The sequence below is a fragment of the Motilimonas eburnea genome (assembly GCF_021295345.1).
In the GTDB taxonomy this organism is placed as follows: Bacteria; Pseudomonadota; Gammaproteobacteria; order Enterobacterales; family CBDFNC01; genus Motilimonas; species Motilimonas eburnea.
Map to the genome: position 1 here is coordinate 46,962 of NZ_JAIMJB010000017.1, position 21,951 is coordinate 68,912.

General features: G+C 47.9%; 21 protein-coding genes. 11 read left to right on the forward strand and 10 right to left on the reverse strand.

Annotated features, from left to right (window positions below; all coding sequences use genetic code 11):
- Positions 1-120: 120 nt before the first annotated feature.
- Complete coding sequence (locus K6Y21_RS15775) at positions 121-1,728, forward strand: methyl-accepting chemotaxis protein (protein WP_233072848.1); 1,608 nt, start codon at positions 121-123, stop codon at positions 1,726-1,728.
- A 149-nt stretch (positions 1,729-1,877) separates the two neighbouring features.
- Here the strand turns inward: K6Y21_RS15775 and K6Y21_RS15780 are convergent, their stop codons facing one another.
- Complete coding sequence (locus K6Y21_RS15780) at positions 1,878-2,456, reverse strand: helix-turn-helix transcriptional regulator (protein ID WP_233072925.1); 579 nt, start codon at positions 2,454-2,456, stop codon at positions 1,878-1,880.
- A gap of 193 nt (positions 2,457-2,649) precedes the next feature.
- Here K6Y21_RS15780 and K6Y21_RS15785 point away from each other — a divergent pair, with 193 nt between their 5' ends.
- Positions 2,650-3,072 carry a VOC family protein gene (locus tag K6Y21_RS15785; RefSeq protein WP_233072849.1) on the forward strand — a complete coding sequence of 141 codons (423 nt, stop codon included), beginning with the start codon at positions 2,650-2,652 and terminating at the stop codon, positions 3,070-3,072.
- Positions 3,073-3,112: 40 nt separating this feature from the next.
- On the opposite strand, the gene gloA2 is transcribed toward K6Y21_RS15785, so the two are convergent.
- Complete coding sequence (gene gloA2, locus K6Y21_RS15790) at positions 3,113-3,502, reverse strand: SMU1112c/YaeR family gloxylase I-like metalloprotein (protein ID WP_233072850.1); 390 nt, start codon at positions 3,500-3,502, stop codon at positions 3,113-3,115.
- Between the two features lie 247 nt (positions 3,503-3,749).
- Here gloA2 and K6Y21_RS15795 point away from each other — a divergent pair, with 247 nt between their 5' ends.
- Positions 3,750-4,262, forward strand: coding sequence for a P-loop NTPase family protein (locus K6Y21_RS15795; protein ID WP_233072851.1), 513 nt, complete (start codon positions 3,750-3,752; stop codon positions 4,260-4,262).
- A gap of 184 nt (positions 4,263-4,446) precedes the next feature.
- Positions 4,447-4,914, forward strand: a complete 468-nt coding sequence (locus K6Y21_RS15800) for a GAF domain-containing protein (RefSeq protein WP_233072852.1) — start codon at positions 4,447-4,449, stop codon at positions 4,912-4,914.
- A gap of 433 nt (positions 4,915-5,347) precedes the next feature.
- On the opposite strand, the gene K6Y21_RS15805 is transcribed toward K6Y21_RS15800, so the two are convergent.
- The gene (locus K6Y21_RS15805; RefSeq protein ID WP_233072853.1) at positions 5,348-6,013 is read right to left on the reverse strand and encodes an SDR family oxidoreductase; all 666 of its coding nucleotides are present in this window, start codon (positions 6,011-6,013) and stop codon (positions 5,348-5,350) included.
- Positions 6,014-6,148: 135 nt separating this feature from the next.
- Positions 6,149-7,099 carry an NADP-dependent oxidoreductase gene (locus K6Y21_RS15810; RefSeq protein WP_233072854.1) on the reverse strand — a complete coding sequence of 317 codons (951 nt, stop codon included), beginning with the start codon at positions 7,097-7,099 and terminating at the stop codon, positions 6,149-6,151.
- Between the two features lie 149 nt (positions 7,100-7,248).
- Here K6Y21_RS15810 and K6Y21_RS15815 point away from each other — a divergent pair, with 149 nt between their 5' ends.
- Positions 7,249-8,154, forward strand: a complete 906-nt coding sequence (locus K6Y21_RS15815) for a LysR family transcriptional regulator (RefSeq protein WP_233072855.1) — start codon at positions 7,249-7,251, stop codon at positions 8,152-8,154.
- Complete coding sequence (locus K6Y21_RS15820; protein ID WP_233072856.1) at positions 8,151-8,777, forward strand: DNA-3-methyladenine glycosylase I; 627 nt, start codon at positions 8,151-8,153, stop codon at positions 8,775-8,777. Before K6Y21_RS15815 ends, K6Y21_RS15820 begins: the two co-directional genes overlap by 4 nt.
- Positions 8,778-8,788: 11 nt before the next feature.
- Here K6Y21_RS15820 and K6Y21_RS15825 read toward each other — a convergent pair whose 3' ends face one another.
- Both K6Y21_RS15825 and K6Y21_RS15830 read right to left on the reverse strand, forming a co-directional pair.
- Positions 8,789-8,953 carry a hypothetical protein gene (locus tag K6Y21_RS15825; protein ID WP_233072857.1) on the reverse strand — a complete coding sequence of 55 codons (165 nt, stop codon included), beginning with the start codon at positions 8,951-8,953 and terminating at the stop codon, positions 8,789-8,791.
- Positions 8,954-9,016: 63 nt separating this feature from the next.
- Positions 9,017-9,652 carry a hypothetical protein gene (locus K6Y21_RS15830; protein ID WP_233072858.1) on the reverse strand — a complete coding sequence of 212 codons (636 nt, stop codon included), beginning with the start codon at positions 9,650-9,652 and terminating at the stop codon, positions 9,017-9,019.
- A 169-nt stretch (positions 9,653-9,821) separates the two neighbouring features.
- Between K6Y21_RS15830 and K6Y21_RS15835 the strand changes: the two genes are divergently transcribed.
- Complete coding sequence (locus tag K6Y21_RS15835) at positions 9,822-11,060, forward strand: threonine/serine exporter family protein (protein WP_233072859.1); 1,239 nt, start codon at positions 9,822-9,824, stop codon at positions 11,058-11,060.
- Between the two features lie 76 nt (positions 11,061-11,136).
- Here K6Y21_RS15835 and K6Y21_RS15840 read toward each other — a convergent pair whose 3' ends face one another.
- Positions 11,137-11,595: a MarR family winged helix-turn-helix transcriptional regulator gene (locus tag K6Y21_RS15840; protein WP_233072860.1), complete on the reverse strand. Its 459-nt coding sequence runs from the start codon at positions 11,593-11,595 to the stop codon at positions 11,137-11,139.
- An 86-nt stretch (positions 11,596-11,681) separates the two neighbouring features.
- Between K6Y21_RS15840 and K6Y21_RS15845 the strand changes: the two genes are divergently transcribed.
- Both K6Y21_RS15845 and K6Y21_RS15855 read left to right on the forward strand, forming a co-directional pair.
- Entirely contained in the window at positions 11,682-12,854 is a 1,173-nt protein-coding gene (locus K6Y21_RS15845) for an Acg family FMN-binding oxidoreductase (RefSeq protein WP_233072861.1), read from the forward strand.
- A 351-nt stretch (positions 12,855-13,205) separates the two neighbouring features.
- Positions 13,206-13,982, forward strand: a complete 777-nt coding sequence (locus K6Y21_RS15855; RefSeq protein WP_233072862.1) for an SDR family NAD(P)-dependent oxidoreductase — start codon at positions 13,206-13,208, stop codon at positions 13,980-13,982.
- 1 nt (position 13,983) lies between these two features.
- Here K6Y21_RS15855 and K6Y21_RS15860 read toward each other — a convergent pair whose 3' ends face one another.
- Positions 13,984-14,361 (reverse strand): MerR family transcriptional regulator, encoded by a 378-nt coding sequence (locus K6Y21_RS15860; protein WP_233072863.1) that lies wholly within the window; start codon positions 14,359-14,361, stop codon positions 13,984-13,986.
- 306 nt (positions 14,362-14,667) lie between these two features.
- On the opposite strand from K6Y21_RS15860, the gene K6Y21_RS15865 reads away from it, so the two are divergent.
- Positions 14,668-15,978, forward strand: coding sequence for a serine/threonine transporter (locus K6Y21_RS15865; RefSeq protein ID WP_233072864.1), 1,311 nt, complete (start codon positions 14,668-14,670; stop codon positions 15,976-15,978).
- 73 nt (positions 15,979-16,051) lie between these two features.
- Positions 16,052-17,419 carry an L-serine ammonia-lyase gene (locus K6Y21_RS15870; RefSeq protein WP_233072865.1) on the forward strand — a complete coding sequence of 456 codons (1,368 nt, stop codon included), beginning with the start codon at positions 16,052-16,054 and terminating at the stop codon, positions 17,417-17,419.
- A 183-nt stretch (positions 17,420-17,602) separates the two neighbouring features.
- Here K6Y21_RS15870 and K6Y21_RS15875 read toward each other — a convergent pair whose 3' ends face one another.
- Both K6Y21_RS15875 and K6Y21_RS15880 read right to left on the reverse strand, forming a co-directional pair.
- Entirely contained in the window at positions 17,603-21,214 is a 3,612-nt protein-coding gene (locus K6Y21_RS15875) for an ATP-binding protein (protein ID WP_233072866.1), read from the reverse strand.
- 55 nt (positions 21,215-21,269) lie between these two features.
- Positions 21,270-21,866: a response regulator gene (locus K6Y21_RS15880; protein WP_233072867.1), complete on the reverse strand. Its 597-nt coding sequence runs from the start codon at positions 21,864-21,866 to the stop codon at positions 21,270-21,272.
- Between the last annotated feature and the right edge of the window lie 85 nt (positions 21,867-21,951).

Below are 21,951 nucleotides of genomic sequence, written 5' to 3' on the forward strand. Positions count from 1 at the left end.
CATTGTTAGCTCGCTGCCAGCTCACATTTTTCTACCTACTCGCTCCATCCCCGCTATTTATCATCTATTTTTAATTTAGCCCTATTTAGGGCGAGGATTAACCCGTTATAAGGTCACACCATGTCCATCTCTACTAAGTTGCTCATTACCTTGATCAGTGTCTTTGCGTTAGTGCTCATCTCGTCCACTACCTATCAACTACGTCAAGAAAATCAGCTTATTAACACGGTAATGAGCGAACAATTACTGGATAAGGCCAGCAACTACTTCGACAGCCTTAACATGATGATGCTAACGGGCACCATGGCGCAAAAACATAAACTCAGGGAAAAAGCCCTGGCTCAAGATAATATCGAGCAAGTGAGAGTGCTGCGCAGTGAAGCCACCAAAAAACTATACGGGCCGGGCAGCGCAGAGCAAGCGCCTCAAGATGACATCGACCGCCGTGCCCTTGCGGGTGAAACCGTGATTGAAAATATCAACGCGAGCTGGGGCCAAGGTATCGTCGTTGCCCTGCCTATGACCGCCAGCAAGGACTATCGCGGCACCGATTGTTTAGGTTGTCACATGGCCCAAGAAGGCGACATTCTCGGCGTGATCCGCCTTGAATACAACCTAGCCCATGCCAACAAGCTCATCAGCCAAAGCTCTTGGATTGCCGCCATCATCATGACGGTGATCGCCATCATCGGCTTTATCGCCACCATGTACTTGATCCAAAAAATCATCATTAAGCCAATCCGCCATATTGCTGAGGTGATGAACCAAGTCAGCGCCGAAAAAAACCTAACCCTGCGCACCCAGCTTACGCAACAAGATGAAATTGGCCGCATGGGCGCAGCCATCAACCACTTTTTAATCAATGTCGAACAAAGCTTGCAACAAGTTAACCATACCGCCAACCAGCTGTCAGACTCTGCCCACCAGCTCACTCAAGTGGCCAGCCGTAACGACACCTCGGCGAGCAACCAGATGCAAGAAACGCAAACCGTACAGCGTCATATCGAGGAGATGCAAACTCAGCAGCAACACGCCAGCGAGAGTTCAAGCCAAGCCGCCGCCATCATCACCCACACCAGCGACACCATAGCGCAAAGCGCTAAACAAGCCCATATTGCCAGTGATGAAATCAATGGCTTAGTCACCCTGATTGATGGTGTGAAACAACGTATTGGCCAACTAAATCAGCAAACCGCGCAGGTTTCTAGCATACTGGCGGTGATCAAAGGCATTGCCGATCAAACTAACTTGCTCGCCCTCAACGCCGCCATTGAAGCCGCTCGCGCCGGCGAACAAGGCCGCGGCTTTGCGGTGGTCGCCGAAGAAGTGCGCTCACTGGCCAGCCGCACCAGTGAGGCTACGGCTAACATAGAAACCATTATTGATGAATTTCAACAAGGTAGCAGTGCGTCGATGCAATCGGTTGACCAAGTTAATGATTTGGCACATCAACGCGCCAATGATATCGAGCAACTGTCCCTCGCCATGACCGCAGCGGTAGAAGCCATGCGTGACATCTTGCTCCATGCCGATCAAATCAAACAACAAGCGCAATCAACTGCCCAAGTGACCGAACAAGTACAACATCAAGTATTAGAGATTTCTGGCCACGCCAAAGACACCGCTACCTCAGCCGGCCATAGCCGCGAAATCAGCCTAGCACTGGCCGACTTGTCTGAGCGCCTTGCCAACTTATTGGGGCAATTTACCCTATCAAACAAAGACTAGCGCCAAGTTTCTGTGGCCTTGTGGGAGCCGCAGTCATGCGGCGATAAATTTTGAGATCCACCCCCCCAAAATCGCACCATGACAGGTACTCCTACGAGAGCCAACCCTTTGAACGCAGCAGCTCCACTGTCATCATTCAAGAGGAAGGCTTATTCGTTTGTTCGAGCAATGAATCGATAAGCACAGCGTCTTGCCCCCTCTAAAATATGCTCGCTACGGCTAACCTCAGCTAGATCGGCAAATAAGGCCTGAAACATAGCCAGTTCAGAGCGGCAAAAGCCCACACATGCTGTCGCGGCGGCGCAGATCGGGCAGTGATTTTCTAACAGTAAATACCCTTGCGCCGTGCTTTCAACACAGGCCATGTAACCTTCATTGGAGCGTATTTGGGCAAGCTTTTCTAACCTTTCAGGTAACGCAGCCATGCTTGATAACTTAGCTTGATAATTCGCCATGGCATCGGCTTCGCGCTGCGCGATCAATTGCTCTAACCCTTGTTCGCCAAACACTTGCTTGACTGAAATAAGCAGCTGCACCGTGAGCTCTTCATGGCGGTCCTCAAAGTGGCGCTGTGCTTGCTCGGTTAGCTGCCAAAAACGCGTTGGCCGCCCCCTTGGCGCCTTTTGATCAAAACTCTCCAAGTCGCCTTGCTGCTCTAATAATTGCAAATGCTGGCGTGCGCCCATGGTCGTCATGTCCAAGGCTTGTGCCAAGGCCTTCGCTGTCATGGCGCCATGTTGCTTTAGCAATTGAATGATTTTGTCACTGGCTTTGGCTGCTGAACTCAAACGATTTCCTCCCTTTCACGGTGTGATTATCGAGTAGCCTCAAAATTAAGTAAAGTTTTTTCTTTACTTAATAAATCAAGCTGGCTAAGGTAAATATTAAATAAACAAAAGACTTTACTAAAAGAGGTGAGCCATGATCAGATTTGAACATATCAATTTAGTGGTGCGCGATTTAAAAAGTGCATTAAGCTTTTACCAAGTTGCCTTTCCTGAATGGAAGATTCGCGATCAAGGGCAAGCCCTGTGGAGTGGAAAACCCAGAAACTGGCTCCATTTTGGTGCGGATAATATCTATATTGCCTTAGCCGACAACGGCGATAGCGACGGCCGAGACTTGGCTGGTCATCAGGTAGGGTTAGCTCACTTTGCCTTTGAAACCAGTGATATTGAAGGCATGATCCAACGATTAACCGCAGCCGGGTTTGCTATCGCTAATCCTGGTGTCAGTCACCCATTTCGTCGCAATGTTTACTTTATCGACCCAGACGGCCATGAAATAGAATTTGTGCAATATTTTAGTGACCAAGTCGCCGAGCGTAATTCAACGGTTGAATAACGACTCGCTTACCGCCTATCTCATGATTTTAAACTTTGAGCTAGGCGCCCTCTTGATACAATTCCAGCGGAAGGCCATCAGGATCTTGAAAAAAGGTATATGCGCGTCCGGTGTATTCATCAATGCGGATCGGTTCGGCAATAATATTATGTTCAGCCAAATACGCCACCGTTTGTTCCACACTATCCACCCGAAATGCCAAATGCCTTAACCCTTGGGCTTCGGGTCGACTCGGCCTAGCAGGCGGGTTGGGAAAGGAAAACAATTCTAACTGACTGCCATCGGGCAGCTGCAGATCCAACTTATAGGATTGGCGCTCGGCGCGGTAATACTCGCCTAAGATGGGCAGTTGTAACACCTGATGATAAAACGCTTTTGAACGCTGATAGTCGGAGCAAATAATCGCCACGTGGTGGATCCCTTTAAGCACAAGCTACCTCTAGCACAATTGTAAAAACACGCGCCAGCTTATCACTTTTTAATCAAGTTTTGGCATTGACTTCGCGCTAAGCGAGCGCCAAGATGAAGCCATGAACCTATTCAGCTTTGCCTCAATTTTAAGCATTATCATTATTCTTCGGAATGGTGGGCTTGCTTATACCTGAGTGTAAAGTAAACCCGCCGGCAGGCGGGTTTTGTTTTCCTGCTTTCTGGCCCAAACGCAAGCAGGAGAAGCTATGAAAAAAGTCGCCGTTTTTGGTAAGCCAGGTAGTGGCAAGTCCACCTTAAGTAAACAGCTCAGCGCAGCTACCGGCATTAAGTTATTCCAACTCGACAGCATAGAGTACGCCAGCAATGGCGAGCGTGTTGCGCGTGACATTTATGACAGCCAACATCAGGCGATTATCGACCAAGACAGCTGGCTGATTGATGGTTTTGGGCCTATGGCCTCGTTTCAACAGCGCCTTGCTGCGGCAGACACCCTAATTTATATCGATCTGCCCTATCCCTTAAGCTACTGGCTGGTCACTAAGCGTATGCTTAAAGGATTGTGGACTAAACCTGAAGGCTGGCCCGATGGCAGCTCGGTAATCAAAGGCACTCTAACCAGTTATAAGGTGCTGAAATTGTGCCCACAATTTTATAATGATGCCTTTTTACAACGCCTGACCGCGATGACACCCGCGAAAAAGCTGTATGTGATCCGCTCTCTCAAGCAACTCAATCAGTTTGTTAGCGATATCAAGTAGCATACAGCTAGAGGTGTAGGAGCCGCAGTAATGCGGCGATAAATGGTGCGATTCAACAACCAAAATCGCCCCATGACTGGGGCTCCCACAAATCTGTGGCTCCTACACAAAAATGGCGGCTTCTACCCGGGTACTCACTTTTATGCTGTAATGCCTAACTCTCGATTTGCACCAAGGAAGCAACATGACCCAGTTACCCGATTACCCACTACTTGCCCAGCAAGCCCAAGCGCTTATCGCCGATGAAACGGATCTGATCGCCAACCTTGCCAACATCAGTGCTTTGTTAAACATGAATTTAGCCGATATTAACTGGGTTGGGTTTTACGTGTTAAAGCAAGATCAACTGGTACTTGGCCCGTTTCAGGGCAAGGTGGCTTGTGTACGCATCGATTTAGATAAAGGGGTCTGCGGTAAAGCCTTTAGCACTAATTCCATCCAGCGCATTGCCGATGTTCACGCCTTTCCCGGTCATATCGCCTGCGATGCCGCTAGCCAATCGGAAATCGTGCTGCCCATTAACGTAAACGGTCGCACGGTCGCGGTACTGGATATCGATAGCCCACAGCGAGATCGATTTAGTGTAGAGGATGAGAAGGGGTTGGCTCATTTGGTTGCAACGATAGCCAACCAACTAGGGTTCCCAGCATAATTTGATTGCAACGATAGCCAACCAACTAGGGTTCCCAGCATAATTTGGTTGCAACGATAGCCAACCAACTGGGGTTCCCAGCATAACGTCATCGCCGATAAAGGAATTAGGTTAAAATTTAACCTCGATTTGACCATCCCGCCAAGTCATGTCAATTCATATAGTTGGCATGCAATTCAGCAATTAATTATCCCTTTTTATCGCAAAAAAAGTCATTACTGAGCGACTACATATTATCCCTGATAGTATTTCATTGGCTTTGCGCTATATTGACTCTCACCAATGAGCAAGAAGGATAAACCAATGATCTACTTCGCTGCATGGATGATATTTATCGGAATGACGGTGGCCTTTGTCAAAGGCGCACAATAATTCCCGTAACGGAATATATTAGGGCGGCCTATGCCGCCTTATTGAATCACTAGTAGCACTGTTACCAAGGTAGCTCTTCACCGTTTGTGTGCCAAAATCCCCCGCTGTTCGCTAACGTCAGTTGGTCCAACACCTGCTTCAAACCCAATGCCGATTGCTCAGGACTGATCAAGCCCCCAAAGCCAACCATGCGAGTTTTGACCCAACCGGGATGTAATTGCGCCACCGCAATGCCTTGCTGTTTTAAGTCCTGCGCCATGGATTTACCGATGGCATTTAGGGCCGCTTTAGACGCACGATAGCCATATCGACCACCCGAATCATTATCGGCAATCGAGCCCATACGGCTGGTGATATTGCCAATCTTAGAACCCTTAACTAGTTTGTCCAACAACGCCTGCGTCACCCGCAATGGCGCATAGGCATTAATTTCCATTTGCCTGCGCATATTGTCAAAATCAATATCTCCCAACACATCATCCGCCAACAAACCGGCATTATTAATCAAGAGATCGATTGATTGACCCTTAAGTTGCGCCGCCATGCGCGCCACATCTTGCTCTGAGGTGACGTCTATATTGGTGATCACCTGCGTAGCAATGGCATCCAACTCAGATGAGCTTTGGCGACATACTCCAATCACCTGCCAACCCGCTTGCTGATAAAGCTGAGCAAGCGCTAACCCTATGCCACGATTGGCGCCCGTTATTACCAGTGTTTTTGTCATTGTGCTGCTCCCTCATTCATTACACCATCATGATATACCAAACCAACGAACGATTAACGGCTAGGGCCACAATAACCCATCACAATACACAAGCAGCCTTAAGATACGCGAATATCGGTTTTTTGAATGACCAAATTAAGCTGCATTAACTTCAATCACTAACTTGCCACGCACTCGTCCAGCTTCACTTAACGCCAGCGCCTGTGGCACATCAGCCAAGGGAAAGGTTTGCGCGATAGTGACTTCTACCGTGCCGCTATCGATCAGGCTTGCTATGGTCGCTAAATCAGCGGGCGCACTCTGAACAAATAAAAACTCAGGGTTAACCTGTTTTGTTTTCGCTAACGTCTCTGCCTTTGGATCGATTCCTACGATAGTCACTAATCGCCCTTGTGGCTTAATCACCTCAACAGAAGCTTGTTGTACCTCTCCTCCTAAGGTATCAAAAACCAAGTCCACCGAGCTTGCCTCTAAAGCTTGCGCAAAGTCTTGGCTTTGATAGTCAATCACTTCATCAGCGCCCAATTGTTTTACAAAATCAACATTTTTAGCCGATGTGGTGGTGATGACATAAGCCCCTTTGGCCTTTGCAAATTGAATGGCTAAATGGCCGACACCGCCCGCGCCAGCATGGATCAACACACGTTGCCCTGCGTTGAGTTGACCGGCATTGAATAATGCCTGCCACGCCGTTTGCGCCGCCAATGGATAAGCCGCAGCCTGTGATAGAGGAATAGAGCTTGGCGCAGGAGCCATGTCAGCGGCGCGCACAGCAACATATTCGGCAAAAGCACCGTGTTTACCGATTTCTGGCATACCATAAACGCGATCGCCTCGTGTAAATTGCGTCACATCCTTGCCCACTTCCACTACTTCACCTGCCACATCCCAACCTAAGGTTACCGGTAACGTGATCGGCAAAACTTCCTTTAACACCCCATTAGCCACCTTCCAGTCCACAGGGTTAATGCTTGAGCCTGCTACCTTAATCACAATCTCATCAGCTGCTGCGACTGGCATTGCCACCTCTTGCCCTTGCACACCGATTTCAACCTTGCCGTATTGAGTTAATTGAATTGTTTTCATTGAGATATCCCCTGCTTTGGTTAAGATGCAACCATGTTATTTGTTCCTACATGAGCAATAAACAGGCATATTAACCATTCACTTTTTCCAAAATGGAACAAGTAGTGCATCAATCACCGGACAAGCTGGGCAATAAAGGACACCATGCCATGGATAAACTACAAGCAATGCAGTGTTTTTTAAGGGTGCTTGAGGCGGGAAGCTTTTCCAAGGTCGCCGCCGAAATGGCCGTTTCTCCTTCTCATATCAGCAAACAAGTGGCTTTTTTAGAGCAACAAGTCGGGGCTAAGTTATTGCAGCGCACCACTCGCTCCATCGCCCTAACCGAATTGGGGGATAATTACGCCAAGCAGTGCCGCCAAATCCTCACCCAAGTCGCCCTAGCAGAATCTGAAATCGCACAGCTTCAAGGCCACCCCACAGGTCGATTAAGGGTGAGCTTCCCCAGTATTTTAGGCGAGCAAAACACAGCGCAACTGTGTAGCGAGTTTATGCAGCAATACCCTGATATCCAATTGGATATTTTGCTCGATGACAGATTTATTGACCTTGTTGAAGAAGGCTTTGATTTAGCGATCCGCGCCAGTTCCGATATGCCAAGCTCCAATCTGATCTGCAAGAAAATCGGCTCTTTTCCCATTCGACTGTTCGCTTCCCAGCAATACTTAGCCAAATATGGCCATCCTCAACATCCGAGTGAATTAGCTCAGCACCGCTGTATTGGTTATACCTATTCGCGCAATAACATGTGGGGCTTTCGCCACGAAAAAGGGGTCGACAAGGTAGAGATCAACCGCACAGTGCGTGTTAACAGCACCTATTTTGTGAAACACTTGGTCGAGTCCCATCAAGGTATCGCCTTTATGCCCAGCTTTATTCAATTACAAAGCCCACAGCTGGTTGTCCTATTGCCCCAATATCAACCCAATCAATTAGACCTTAATGCGGTTTACCCTGAGCGCGCTTTTACCCCAGCAAAAACCATTAAATTTATTGAGTTTTTTAGGCTATGGTTTAATCAAAACATGCAACCCCATTTAAAGGTGAAATCATGAGCCAAAGCGACCACAAATCCGATAACCTGCCTCGTTGCAGCTGGTGCGAAGGCGTAGCCGAATTTATTCCCTACCATGATCAGGAATGGGGTTTTCCCGTTGCCGACGACCAACGTTTGTTCGAAAAGATTTGCTTGGAGAGCTTTCAGTCGGGGTTAAGTTGGCGCACTATTTTAAATAAACGCGATAATTTTCGCGCCGCCTTTGCCCAGTTTGATTTTCATCGCGTGGCTCAATTTGATCAGGCCGATATCGCTCGTTTACTCGGCGATCCCGGTATTGTTCGCCATCGAGGTAAAATTGAAGCCGTGATAAATAATGCAAAATGCGCCAAGGACTTGGTGGCTGAAACAGGCTCTCTCGCTGCGTTTTTCTGGGAGTTTGAGGTAAAGAATAGCGAACAATACCCGCCTCAAAGTCGCACCACCACACCGGAATCAGTGGCGCTGGCTAAGGCATTAAAACAACGCGGTTGGAAGTTTGTTGGCCCCACTACGGCCTTTGCCTTTATGCAGGCCATGGGCTTAATCAACGATCACAGCCTAGATTGCCATAGTCGCGCAGCCGTTGCTCAGGCCCGAGCCCAATTTACCCCTCCTCGCTTGGCAAATGAACGCGAATGAGAGCAAGATGACTAATACTCAAGATTGTTATTCGCCAAGGGGATGGGCTCTTCGGGTACATCAAGATGACGTTGACGCTCTTTAAAGCGCTCAATTAATTCCTGATCGCGCTTGGCAAAGTAGCGATCTTCTTCTGCTTTTTCTTTGCGTCTAAGTTGGGTGACAAAATCAGCCATGTTAACCACCTATGTGCTTTTTCGTTCACCTTTTAACTATAGCCTAACGAGAGAAATAGGGTGTCACTGCGATGGACTATGATTCGCCACTTTGACATTTGCTCGAGCGAACTGATGATGGACAAACAACACACTTAACACCAATAAGCTAGCATGAATGGGCCAGCCCAAGGCCACATTTAATGTAGCAACGGTCGCTTCTGACATAGGGTATAACAACCATAAAACCAATGCCTTAGTAGCATATCCCAGCACCCAAATCGCACTCGCTTGCTGCCAAATTCGACGATAAGTGGCCGTTTTGCTAAACGGCCAAGCCAACAAATCCGGCTGCCCCGCTTCTGCAAATAGACGTGGGATAGGTTTACCCAACAAAGCAAACACCACAAAGATGAGCATCGATTGCAATGCCCCGAGCAGCATCTTGAAATACACCAAATCCACCAACCATTCAGCGGGTGCTAAGGTCACTATCACCACTTCCAGTAAGCCAAACAAGGCAAAAGCCAACGCAATATAACCCAGAGACTTAAGAACAAAACTAATGCCGAGCCCATAAAATCCCGTCACTAATACCGCCGCACTCAAACCGACATATCGATACACTAAGATATAAAGCAGAGCGGGCACTATCATCGACAGCATGGCAGAGCGATTAAACAGTAAACTAAAAATCAGCTTAGCGGGGTTGTTGCGCATCTTTGTTGGCACCTTTTCATTTACCTGGACAAACTAGCAGCCTAAACCAAGCCATGCTTTGCACTCGATCATTAACCGCGTAAATCCTTCGCGATTTACGGTATTATTAAAATAAAAGTCTGGCTAAAATCCCTCTATACAGAATTCGCAATTAGGTCTACCTCACATCATGAGCCAAAACTCCTACGACATTAAGTGTCGGTTTATTATTAAACTGGGTAAGGCCTTGCACCAATTTGGTACCCCAGCTTATCGCTTAGAAGCACATTTAAAAAGTGTGTCAGAAACCATGGGACTGCAAGGCTCATTTCTAGTCACTCCCACATCACTGACCTTTGTTTTGTGGCAACCAACCGAAAACCCAGATGACCAACCGATTGAAAGCACGCACATAGTGCGTGTAAAACCCGGTGAAATCGATTTAGGCAGCTTGGCTCGCACCAATGATCTGGTGCAACAAGTGCAAACGACCGACATGAACCTCACCCAAGCCTTGATTCGCCTAAAAGAAATACAAAACAAGCCCAATCCTTATCACCAGTTTTGGGTCGCCCTTGCCTATGCAGCCAGCGGCGGTGCCTTTGCGATGTTAATGTCCAGTAATTGGCCAACCACTCTGTGGGCATCACTACTTAGCCTAGTCGTGTACTTTTTTGTGCTTCGCGCGGAACATTCTCGTCGCATTTCCGACTCACTCGAGCCATTGGTCGCCCTCTCAGCGGCCTTTTTGGCCATGGCCATTGCCACCTTTGAAAGTCAGCTAAACATCTCTGTCACCGTATTGTCGGCCATCATCATTTTCATTCCTGGTTTGTCGCTTACCATGGCGCTCAGTGAACTCGCATCGCGCGAATTAGTATCCGGCACAGCACGTTTAATGGATGCCAGCATGGTGTTGTTTAAGCTCTATTTTGGCGCGGTATTGGGGATGGCAATCGGGGCAATTTGCTGGGGGCAAGCAGTGCACCCAAGCCCTGAGGTGATGCCATTTTGGGCAAAATGGCTGGGCGTGTTATTACTGTCAGCCGGCCTAGCCGTGGTCTTTAAGGTGCGCAAAAAAGACATTATTTGGGGAGTTCTAGCGGGCTTTATTGCCTATGCCGCCAGCCTCTTAGGCAGCTTATATCTTGGCGAAGCCCTCGGCCCATTTATTGGAGCATTTGTCGTGGGGATTTATGCTAACCTCTATGCACGTTGGACCAAGTCTCCTGCCTCTGTGGTGTTACTACAAGGTATCGTATTGCTGGTTCCCGGCAGTAAAACCTATATCAGCTTAAACAGCTTGGTATTAGGTGAATCCATCGTCAATGTGCCCAACCTAGGATCACAGACCTTTTTGATCTTTATGTCTTTGGTGGCAGGGTTAGTGTTTGCCAATGTGGCTATTCCACCAAAAAGCACGCTATAACTTTTTTAGCACACATCTCGGCTGACGATGAAATCAGGGAGCCCTACCAAGCTAGCGACTCCCTGATCTCAATCCACTACTTGGTTGGTAATCGGTGATTATCTAACCATTCCATTAGTTTGGCTGATGTTGCTAACAGCTGGTCAAGCTCCTGCTCTTGCCAATCGGCGAAGCACGCACCGATATCAGGTGCCAACCTGGCCATACTATCTCGACCAAGTTGTAACCCTTGTCCTGTAATGGTGAGATGACGCTTGCGCTTATCGGTTTTATCTTGCGTGGCCACTAAGGCACCTTTTTCAATAAGATTAGCCACCACCTTAGTGATCCCCGGTTGATTCATTTCCATAACCTTAGCCAACTCTGAAATCGTCCAACTACGTGTTGGCTGATGGCTAAAGTGATTTAACAAAGCAAACTCCGAACTGCTCACCCCGAGTGGTTTGATTAATTGCTGCATTCGCGTGCCCATCAACTGTTGTACGATCCCGAGTTGGATCACGATCCTTTGCTGTTTTTGCTCTATTGAATTCATGATGGAGAAAACCTGGTTGACAAACATTCCGAGGAATACTAATTTATATTCCATGGAATGCAAACATCTCATTTAAGGGGCTACTTATGGATCGTCGACACTTTATTAAAATCACCGGCATGGGGCTTGCCCTCACCACGTTAAGCAGCAGCTTGATTGCCTGCAGCGACGGCGCAACCAAACTGGATTATGGTTGGAATGGCCCCGATCAGAGTATCCAAGATATCCGCTTGAAGCTTTTGGCCTATGCCATTTTGAGCCCTAACCCACACAACAAGCAGCCATGGCAAATTCGGCTACTGGATCAAAACAGTTTTGATTTATATGTCGACCAAACCCGCTTATTGCCCGAAACCGACCCTTATGCAAGACAAATCCATATTGGCCAAGGCACATTTTTAGAGACCTTAAGTATCGCCGCCAGCGCCCATGGATATCAGGCCAATATTGACTATTTCCCCCTTGGCAGTTACAGCAATCTCACGCTGGCTGAATTACCTGTGGCGCGTGTCACCCTCTTGCCGCAAGCCAATATCAGCCGTGACCCGTTGTTTGACTATGTCCTTACCCGCCAGTCTAACAAGCGGAATTACGACAACAGCCTGCTAAGCCCAGCACAAAAGTCTCAGCTACTTGATTGGTCAAAAAGCACGAGTGGTCAATTAACTTTGATAGACACAGACGCTGAGCAAGCTTATCTACGCCAGATGCTCACCCAAGCAATGCAACTGGAAGTGGGCAATAAGGCGCGAGATTTAGAAACCATTGCGATGTTTAGGTTTAATGAGGCTGAAATTCAGCAATATCGAGACGGGTTTGGCCTCGCCCATAATGGCGTTACCGGGTTTAAGAAAATGCTGGCAGAGAACTTCTTTTTAGATCGCGCCAGTACCGAGCGCGACCCAACTGAGTTTGGTAAGCAAAGTGTCGATATGGCGCAGCGGATCACCGCTTCCACCAGCACCTTTGCTTGGCTAACCACCCAGCACAATGAGCGGATTGACCAAGTGAAAGTTGGCCGTGATTATTGTCGCTTAAACTTAATGGCCACCGCCATGGGGTTAGCGATTCACCCCATGAGCCAAGTATTACAGGAATATGCCGATATGTTGCCACTGCAGCGAGAGTTTAAACAGCGCTTCAACATTCCTCAATCTAACACGGTGCAAATGTTAATCCGGGTTGGCAAAGCGCCCAGCCTTAGTCACACACCGAGACGAGAGGTAAGCAGCTTAATTAGCAATATTAGGGCCTGTTGACCTTTCGTGGTTAATTTTTGTTCGAGATAAAAGCGTTTTGAGCAAGGCGAGCGGTGTGTAGCTTAGCATTCTAAGTAAATACAGCTCAACGACGCGCAAAACGCTTTTAGCCGAATCCAAAGGACAGCGTTTGTTGGTCATTTCTACTGCGTTAGCGCCTTTTCGCGTAGGTGACTATGCCACAAAGTCGCTTCCTTGTATAAATACCCAACAAATCGCTGCAAAAACAAGCTCCAAAGGTCAACAGGCCCTAGTTAACCAAGCAAAAATAATTTCACATCAGCCGTTGACTCTCCCCTATAGGGGAGACGGTAGACTCGCTACCAGTCCCAACCAACAAGGTAGCAAGTTATGAAAACAGCATTTATCAGCGGCGCCACATCTGGCATCGGGTTAGCATTGGCCAAACAATTGAGTGAGCAAGGCTATAGCCTGATCTTACACGGGCGAAATACGTCGGTGCTAAACCAACTGCAAGCGACGTTAAATCAAGTCGCGCTCACTATCACGGCCGACTTATCAAGCAGTGCGGGGCTAGCTCATTTAGTCGCTCAATTGGATGACTATCCGCACGCCATTGACGTTGCCATTAACAATGCAGGGTTTGGCTTGTATGGCGAGCACCTTAACCTAGCCGAGCATGATATCGACGCCATGTTGCAACTTAATATGATCTCACTGACTAAGTTAAGTCGGTACTTTGCCGAGCGCATGATCAAACAAGGCCAAGGCCACATAATGAATGTGGCGTCCACTGCCGCTTACCAACCTCAGCCTTATATGGCCGCCTATGCCGCCAGCAAGGCTTATGTCGCGAGCCTAACCGAATCCCTAGCGTTAGAGCTGAAACCCCACAAGGTAGTGGTGACTTGTTTATCGCCGGGTCGCACCGATACCGGCTTTTTCACCTTTGCTGGCGAAGATTCCGCCAAGGCAGGCAATGGCACCTTCGCTGGTAAAAACCGCACCTCGCCCGAGCGAGTAGCCAAATTAGGCCTAGCGGCTTTATTTAGCGGTAAATCGAGGGAAATCCCGCTGTTTGAAAACAAGTTTTTTGTATTCCTAAACCGCCTGTTGCCACGCAATGCGGTACTCAGAATTTATCACCAAGCGATGCAAAACATCTAACTCACGCTGTGATGTTCTCAAGCAAACAAGCGTTGTAAGCGGCAACGCTTTGTTCAAGAGAGGTTAACCCTGCTAATTGGGCTTGGATTTGCGCTTGCTGCTCAGTGAGACGCTGGCGCTTTTGGTCAATCTTTTCGACTAAGAGGTCCATAGGAACTAAGCCCTGCTGAGTCTTAGCTGCCGCGATTTGTTTTAACTCTTCAAGACTAAACCCTAAATTTTTGGCCAGTTTGATCATAGCCAGCACATCGAGATAGCTGGCATCGTAGACGCGGTACTTACCCTGTCGTAGCGGCGATTTAATCAAACCTATCGCTTCATAATGTCGAATCGCTTTGATACTCACCCCAGATTTTTTTGCTAATTCACCGATATACATGCCGTCTCCCAACGCTAACGGACCAGTTTGCGATGGATCACAAATCCATCACAAAACCCCAACTGACTTCATTTTAACGCCCTAAAAATAAGATTTTAACCACTTGTTTTAGAATGCTTTTATTTTTGCTATTGACAACCGATATAGACCTACCCAACGGGATTACGGGTTTTCCCTAACTATCTGCCTTAACCCCCCTTCATATAATCCTAATCAAGCCGACCACTTTCAAACATATCGTGGCTCGACTCTGGGAGGTGTTATCAACACCCATCTTACTCGCATCAGCCTCAACAAGGTGACATTATGAAGTCAGAAACCAGCGCCCTTACTGCCGCGGCACTCGATACCACAGTGGCAACCGATCCCGACTCAACTCCATTATCAGCTTCGCGCTGGAACAAGGTAGACACCACTTGGGTGTTAAGCCTATTTGGCACCGCCGTAGGTGCTGGCATTCTATTTCTACCCATTAATGCGGGATTAGGTGGCTTTTGGCCCTTGTTAGCCATGGCTATCTTAGTTGGCCCTATGACCTACTTCGCCCACCGCAACCTTTCTCGTTTTGTTCTCTCATCGAACAACCCCAAGGCTGACATTACCGATGTGGTTGAAGAGCATTTTGGCAAGGGCGCAGGTAAGCTCATCACCTTATTATACTTTTTCGCTATCTACCCCATTGTATTGATTTATGGTGTCAGCATCACCAATACGGTAGACAGTTTTATGACCACTCAACTCGGCATGGCATCTATGCCCCGTTGGTTACTGTCCATCACCTTGATCATGGGGATGATGGCGGTGATGATTGCCGGTGAAAAAATGATGCTAAAAATCACCCAGTTTTTGGTTTATCCCTTGGTTGCTATCCTAGCCGGTATGTCGATTTATCTGATCCCAGACTGGAACTTTGCTGCTATTAGCCAAGCGCCAAGTGTGATGGATTTTACCACTACCCTATGGCTCACTATTCCGGTGCTGGTCTTTGCCTTTAACCATTCACCAGCCGTGAGTAGCTTTGCCCGTAAACAACGTGAGCAATATGGCGATGCCGCCGTGGCAAAATCCGATGCCATCTTAAAGCGCACCTCGGCCATGTTACTCGGCTTTGTCATGTTCTTTGTGTTCTCTGTGGTACTGAGCTTAACCCCAGAAATGCTAGCCGACGCTAAGGCCGCTAACTTACCTGTGCTGTCTTATCTCGCGAACGTCCATGACAATGTCTTTATTTCTTACTTCGGCCCTATTGTTGCTTTTGTCGCTATCGTTTCTTCTTTCTTCGGTCATTATCTTGGTGCCCGCGAAGGCATGAACGGCATCATCATGAAACAAGCCAAGGCTATGGGTAAACCGCTACAGAAAAAGCACGTTAACCTGTTTACCATCGGCTTTATGATCGTCACCCTTTGGGTGGTGGCCATCATCAACCCAAGTGTGCTTGGCATGATAGAAGACCTAGGTGGCCCGATTATTGCAACCATTTTATTCCTGATGCCGATGTACGCCATTAAACGTGTGCCAGCAATGGCTAAATACCAAGGCACTATCGCCAATGTATTTATCACCGTAATGGGGTTAGTCGCTATCTCAGCCATCGTTTTCAAACTTTTGGCTTAATCACCAGTCAAATAGATAGCCGACAATAAATAAAGGGCCAGTCACACTGGCCCAAACAAGAAAGGAACGGATTATGTATAGCGCTTTTGATATCTTTAAAATTGGCATTGGCCCTTCTAGCTCTCACACCGTTGGCCCCATGAAAGCCGCTAAGCAATTTGTTGATGATCTGATTGAACAACAAATAGTGAAGGATATCACTCGCATCAGCGTGGATATCCATGGCTCATTAGCGCTGACGGGCAAAGGCCACCATACCGACACGGCCATCATATTAGGGCTAGGCGGCTTTAACCCAGACAATGTTGATCTAGACATGATCCCAGACTTTCTTAACCGAGTGGCAACTAACGAGCAATTACCCATCGGCTTGCATCTACACACGGTTGAGTTTAAATCAGATGCTATCCGCTTTATCAGTCAAGCCCTGCCGCTACACGAAAACGGCATGAAAATAGACGCTTATAAAGGCGATGAGCTGGCCTATAGCAAAACCTACTACTCGATTGGTGGCGGGTTTATTGTTGATGCCGAGCACTTCGGTCAGGATGTCCTTGATGATGTCACCGTTCCTTATCCTTTTGATTCAGCAGCGCAGTTGATCGACCAATGCGTTGAACACGGCTTAAGCATCAGTACCTTAATGATGCGTAATGAATTGCATTTGCGCGACCGCGAAAGCATCGTCACCGCGTTTGGTAAAATCTGGCAAACCATGAAAGAAGGCATCGATCGCGGCTGTCGCACCGAAGGTGTCTTAGCCGGGCCTTTGCGCGTGCCGCGCCGAGCCCCCACTTTATTCCGCCAACTAGCCACGGCTGGGCAACATAACGTCGACCCTATGATCATCATAGATTGGGTTAATATGTTTGCCCTTGCGGTCAGTGAAGAAAATGCGGCCGGCGGCCGTGTGGTCACCGCCCCCACCAACGGCGCGGCAGGTATTATTCCCGCGGTGCTGGCTTATTACGATAAATTTATTGAACCCGTTGGCACCGAACAATACACCCGCTTTTTCTTAGCCTGTGCCGCGGTAGGCATTTTGTACAAACGCAATGCTTCCATTTCTGGTGCGGAAGTCGGTTGCCAGGGTGAAATAGGCGTGTCGAGTTCAATGGCTGCAGCAGGTTTAACCGAACTCATGGGCGGCAGCCCGATGCAAGTGACCGCCGCCGCCGAAATTGCCATGGAGCATCATTTAGGCTTAACTTGCGATCCGGTCGCTGGCCAAGTGCAAGTGCCCTGTATTGAACGTAATGCCATTTCATCGATGAAAGCCATTAACGCTTCACGTATGGCGCTACGCCGTAACTCACAAGCGCGCGTTTCATTAGATAAGGTGATAGAGGCCATGTATGAGACGGGCAAAGACATGAATGCCAAATACCGCGAAACCTCACAAGGTGGATTAGCGATAAAAGTGGCGTTTACCTGCACTTAGGGCCTGTTGACCTTTCGCGGTTAATTTTTGTTCGAGTGGGAGACACCCTGTCTAAAAGCGTTTTGAGCAAGGCGAGCAGTGTGTAGCTTAGCATTCTAAGTAAATACTGCTCAACGACGCACAGAATGCTTACGCCCGAAGGGCTTTAGCCGAATCCGAAGGACAGCGAATACGTAAGCTCAGCTAGGCCGAAACCGGTGTAAATAAATCGGCCAATGTCTCCATAAAGACAGCAGCAGAAAACGGTTTCTCTAACTGAGCAACGAACACGCTCTGTTCGCTGGACAAATTAGCGATATCATCACCACTGATGGCCACAACGGGCAGCAGAGTATTGTATTCAGTGAGCCGCCGCGCTAATTCTAGCCCCGTCATACGTGGCATCATGACATCGGTAACCACAATATCAAATGATTGCGGCGCCGCCATAAAGGCATCAAATGCTTGCTGGGCGTCGCTAAAGGCACTGACTTTCACCTCGGCGGCCGTTAATAAATCCGTTAAAAACTCTAAGATGCTGGTTTCATCGTCGACTAACAACACCCGCTTGTTACGCAAGCTTGGGTACTTAAATACGCTCAGTGCAGGCGCTTCAATGGGCGCAGAGAGGGCTGCACTAACAGGAAAATACACTTTAAATTCACTACCTTGGCCCAACGTGCTCACTACCCTGATGTGGCCACCTAAGTTATGCACTAAGCCGTGGATCACCGATAACCCCATGCCTGTGCCTTTGCCCACTTCCTTGGTGGTGTAAAAGGGAGAGAAAATATTGCGGATCACCGCTTCTTCCATCCCGGAGCCGGTATCGGTCACTGTTAATACTAAATACTCGCCTTGGAATGGGCTACGACAAGAGCGGCATTCCAAGGTTTCAGAGGCCGTTAAATGATCTAAACCCACTTTGATTTCACCTTCACCATTCATCGCATCGCGCGCGTTGAGCACGAGGTTCATCAATACCTGATGAAATTCAGTGGGGGTGATGGCAACCGCTTGATTGGCATTACGACCAATTTGATAGTCTAACTGAATATCCTTACCTAAGGTGGCTGCCAACATGCGACAGCCTTCTTTTAATGCCATGGCTAAAGTGAGTGGCACCGCAGCCTGATGGAATTGATCGCTCGGTCGGCTGAAAGCCAACATTTGCGCGACTAAGTCTTGTGCTCGTTTGCCTGCCGTGATCACCTGCTTTAAGTAATCGGCTATTTTGTCTTCTTCTAAACTCACCCGCATCAAAGACAGTTCGGTAAAACCCAAAATACTCGCCAAGATATTGTTAAAGTCGTGTGCGACTCCCGCAGTAAGCTGACCAATGGCTTCCATCTTTTGCGTTTGCATTAACTGCAACTCCAATTGACGCTTGGTCGATGTGGTCTGCTGGTGCTCAAGGGCGAGGGACAAATCTAATCCAAGCTGATTGAAAATCAACTCATCTTCTTGATCAAAGTAATCAGACTTGGGACCGTAGATACATATGGCATGGGTCACCTTATCATTACATTGGATCGGGATAGCCATCATGGATCGCAGGCCTTGGCTGGCCAAACGGTGACTCGTGTTAGATAACTTGTAGTCAATCAAACTATTGATTCGAATAACATGTTGATTTTCCAACAGCTGTTGGAATAAACCAATATCGCTCAAGCAATAGTCGGTAACGAGGCTATCGACCGATTCGAGCTCGCTGATGGCCGCCACCAGATTCAGCTCAAGGGCTTCGTCATGATCTAGCTGAACCGCATACACTAACGGAAAATTCAGCTTTTGCGCCAAGATATGGCATATTTCATGAAGCAACTTAGCGTCATTATCTTGGGTGACTAAGCTGCGATGCACTTCATTGAGCGCATCGAGAATATTCACCTTGCGCTGCAAGGTGGTTTTCGCTTGCATCAATTCGGTCACATCGGTGGCGACCTCTAATGTCATTGCTTGGCGACTATTGACCTGATGATAAGGTGAGCACACCACCTCATGAAAACAGACTTGGCCCTGCTCCGTGGTGTTTTCACGGATCTCCCGCAATGTCACGCCCTGCTTCACCTTCTCGGCGAGCATCACGGATTGTGCCGTGAGATTATTCGCTTGTTGCTCAGCCAATTGTTGACGGAACTGCCTAGCCGCTAGGTTTTCTAATTGTACTTGATGGCGTCGATCACGCATGGTGATCATGTGAGGCACATTATCGAGCAACTGACGCAGCGACAAATCAGACGCACGAATTTGTTTATCTTGTGCCTTGTACTGCATCTCTAACTCAGCCCTTCGCGCAGCAATGCGTAATAAATCACGTACGGTATGCGATTCAGACTTTTTAAAATGCATGGCACATAACGCCGCCGCCACCTGCCCTTTGTCGTCATGAAGGGGCACGGCAAAAAACGATTTAAGGTGCTGCGCTTTAACGAATGGGTCGCTGCCAAACACTTGGTTCACCTTTTCCCCCATCATTAACATGTCACCTTGATGGAAAAGCTCATAAAGCGGACTAAATGCCAGATCGGCTTGCCCAGGGAACTGCTGCCCCTGACACCCTGCCAGCAGGTACAAACGCTCACTACCCGACTCTCGACGCACTATGTACACCCAAGGCATGTTTAATGCGTTAGCCACGCTGTTACAAATATGCGTAAGGGGATCGGTGTTCGCTTCCTCCTCAGATAAACTGGCGATGGCCGCCTCAAGGTAATGCTCAGGAGAAGTGTCATGCATACACACTAAATATTGCGGCGGTTCGGCATTGATACGGCTCACTTGCCCCGCAACATGGCGCGTTGAAGAATCAAACATAAAGTTCAACTGGCCGCTAAATTCCATCGCTTGGCCATCTTTTTGGACTTGCATAAATGCCTGATTCAAATTGATAGCATTGCCGGGAAGCTGAGAGACATAACATCCCACCAAGGACGATTCATTGGCTTGAAATAAGCGACACGCGGCAGGGTTAAGGGCGAGTACATGGCCTTTTTCACTCAGTAAAACCACCCCATCATCAATGGCCGAAAAGATGGCCAAATGTTGCTGTAACTGCTCTTGGGTCTGGCGCCTGGCGCGATTTTGTCGATGATGAATATTATTAAATAAACGGGTTAGCCGCCTAATTTGACTTGCACCCTGCTCATCAAGATAGAGCCGCTCCTTACTCTTACCATAATTCTGTAACGCTAAAGATAAGTGATTTAATGGCCATAACGCAGCGCGATAAAACCAAGCAATAAATAAAATGACAAACAGCAAAAATGCCATACCGCCGGGTGAAAGGGTGAGATTGGCGATAAACTCGAATGGGATGGCAGGCTCTAAAAACTCATATTCAAAATACAGCTTCACTTCCGCCAAAGGCGCAGTAAAAGGCAAGCTTAGCTGCTTGGTATAATGCAGCAGGCTGCCATCACGGCTCACTTGGAATTGTTTCTCAAAGGAAAGCGGCGCATTGGCAGCTAGGATAGGTACATAATCTGCAAGATCAGCAACTTGGTGGTGCAACCAGATACTGTTGTTGGCAAAGATAACCCGACCGGCCTGATCCAATACGATAATTTTGCGCAAGCCTTTTAGGGACATAGCCGACACAACAGCTTGCTTTACATGTTCCGGCCGTTCAACCAAATTAAGCAGCAAAGCTTGCTCTACCTTGACGCCATTATCATCTAATAATGCCATCGCTTGGCCATGGCGGGCTTGGCCATCTTGTTGCAGGGCGGACAACAGCATGCCTTGAACCACGAGCACAATAGCCATGACAATCACTATCACAGCGACCCAATGCAGATTATTTATTCTCGACATGGACACACCTTAAGGTCGGCAAATAATGCCGCGCCAGTTGCCCTAAACCGCTAAATTAGGCAGATTTTTTTCCTCGGCATTGCGCCAAGATCTCACGTAACAAAGCAAAATCAATCGGCTTTTTCAAACACGTTTCTGCACCAGCATGTAAAATTCGGTTCACATTATGTTCCGAGCTAAAACCTGTCATCGCCACAACTTTAATATTACGTGTAGCAGGGTTACGCTTAATACGCTCACACACCTCAAAACCATTCATTCCTGGCATCATCAAATCCAATAAAATCAGATCTGGCTTCATGGTATGTAACATTTCACCGGCTCTGAAACCATCTTCAGCCAAGTAGACTTCAAGTGAATCATCAAATGAACTGACAAACTCTTGCAGTAAGTGAGAAAGCTGCGAATCATCCTCAACAATCAGGATCCGGCAAGGACCAGAGTTAAGCTCATCAAGAGAGATCCCTGCACTCTTAGCAAACTCAGCGACATCTTCCGGTAAATAACGACGATGACCACCCGGTGTAGTTTGGCACTTTAACTTACCACTGCTTGACCACTGTCTAACAGTAATGGGTGATACTTTAAACTTTTCTGCAACCTGAGTTGGTGTTAGGTATGGTAATGATTCTGGTTTTTGCGAGTTAGCCATGTTCGTCCCTGATTAAACCTCTCTAGTATGACGTGAGTATAATGAAAATGATATTTAGCCGCGAATACTCTTTAATGAATTTTCT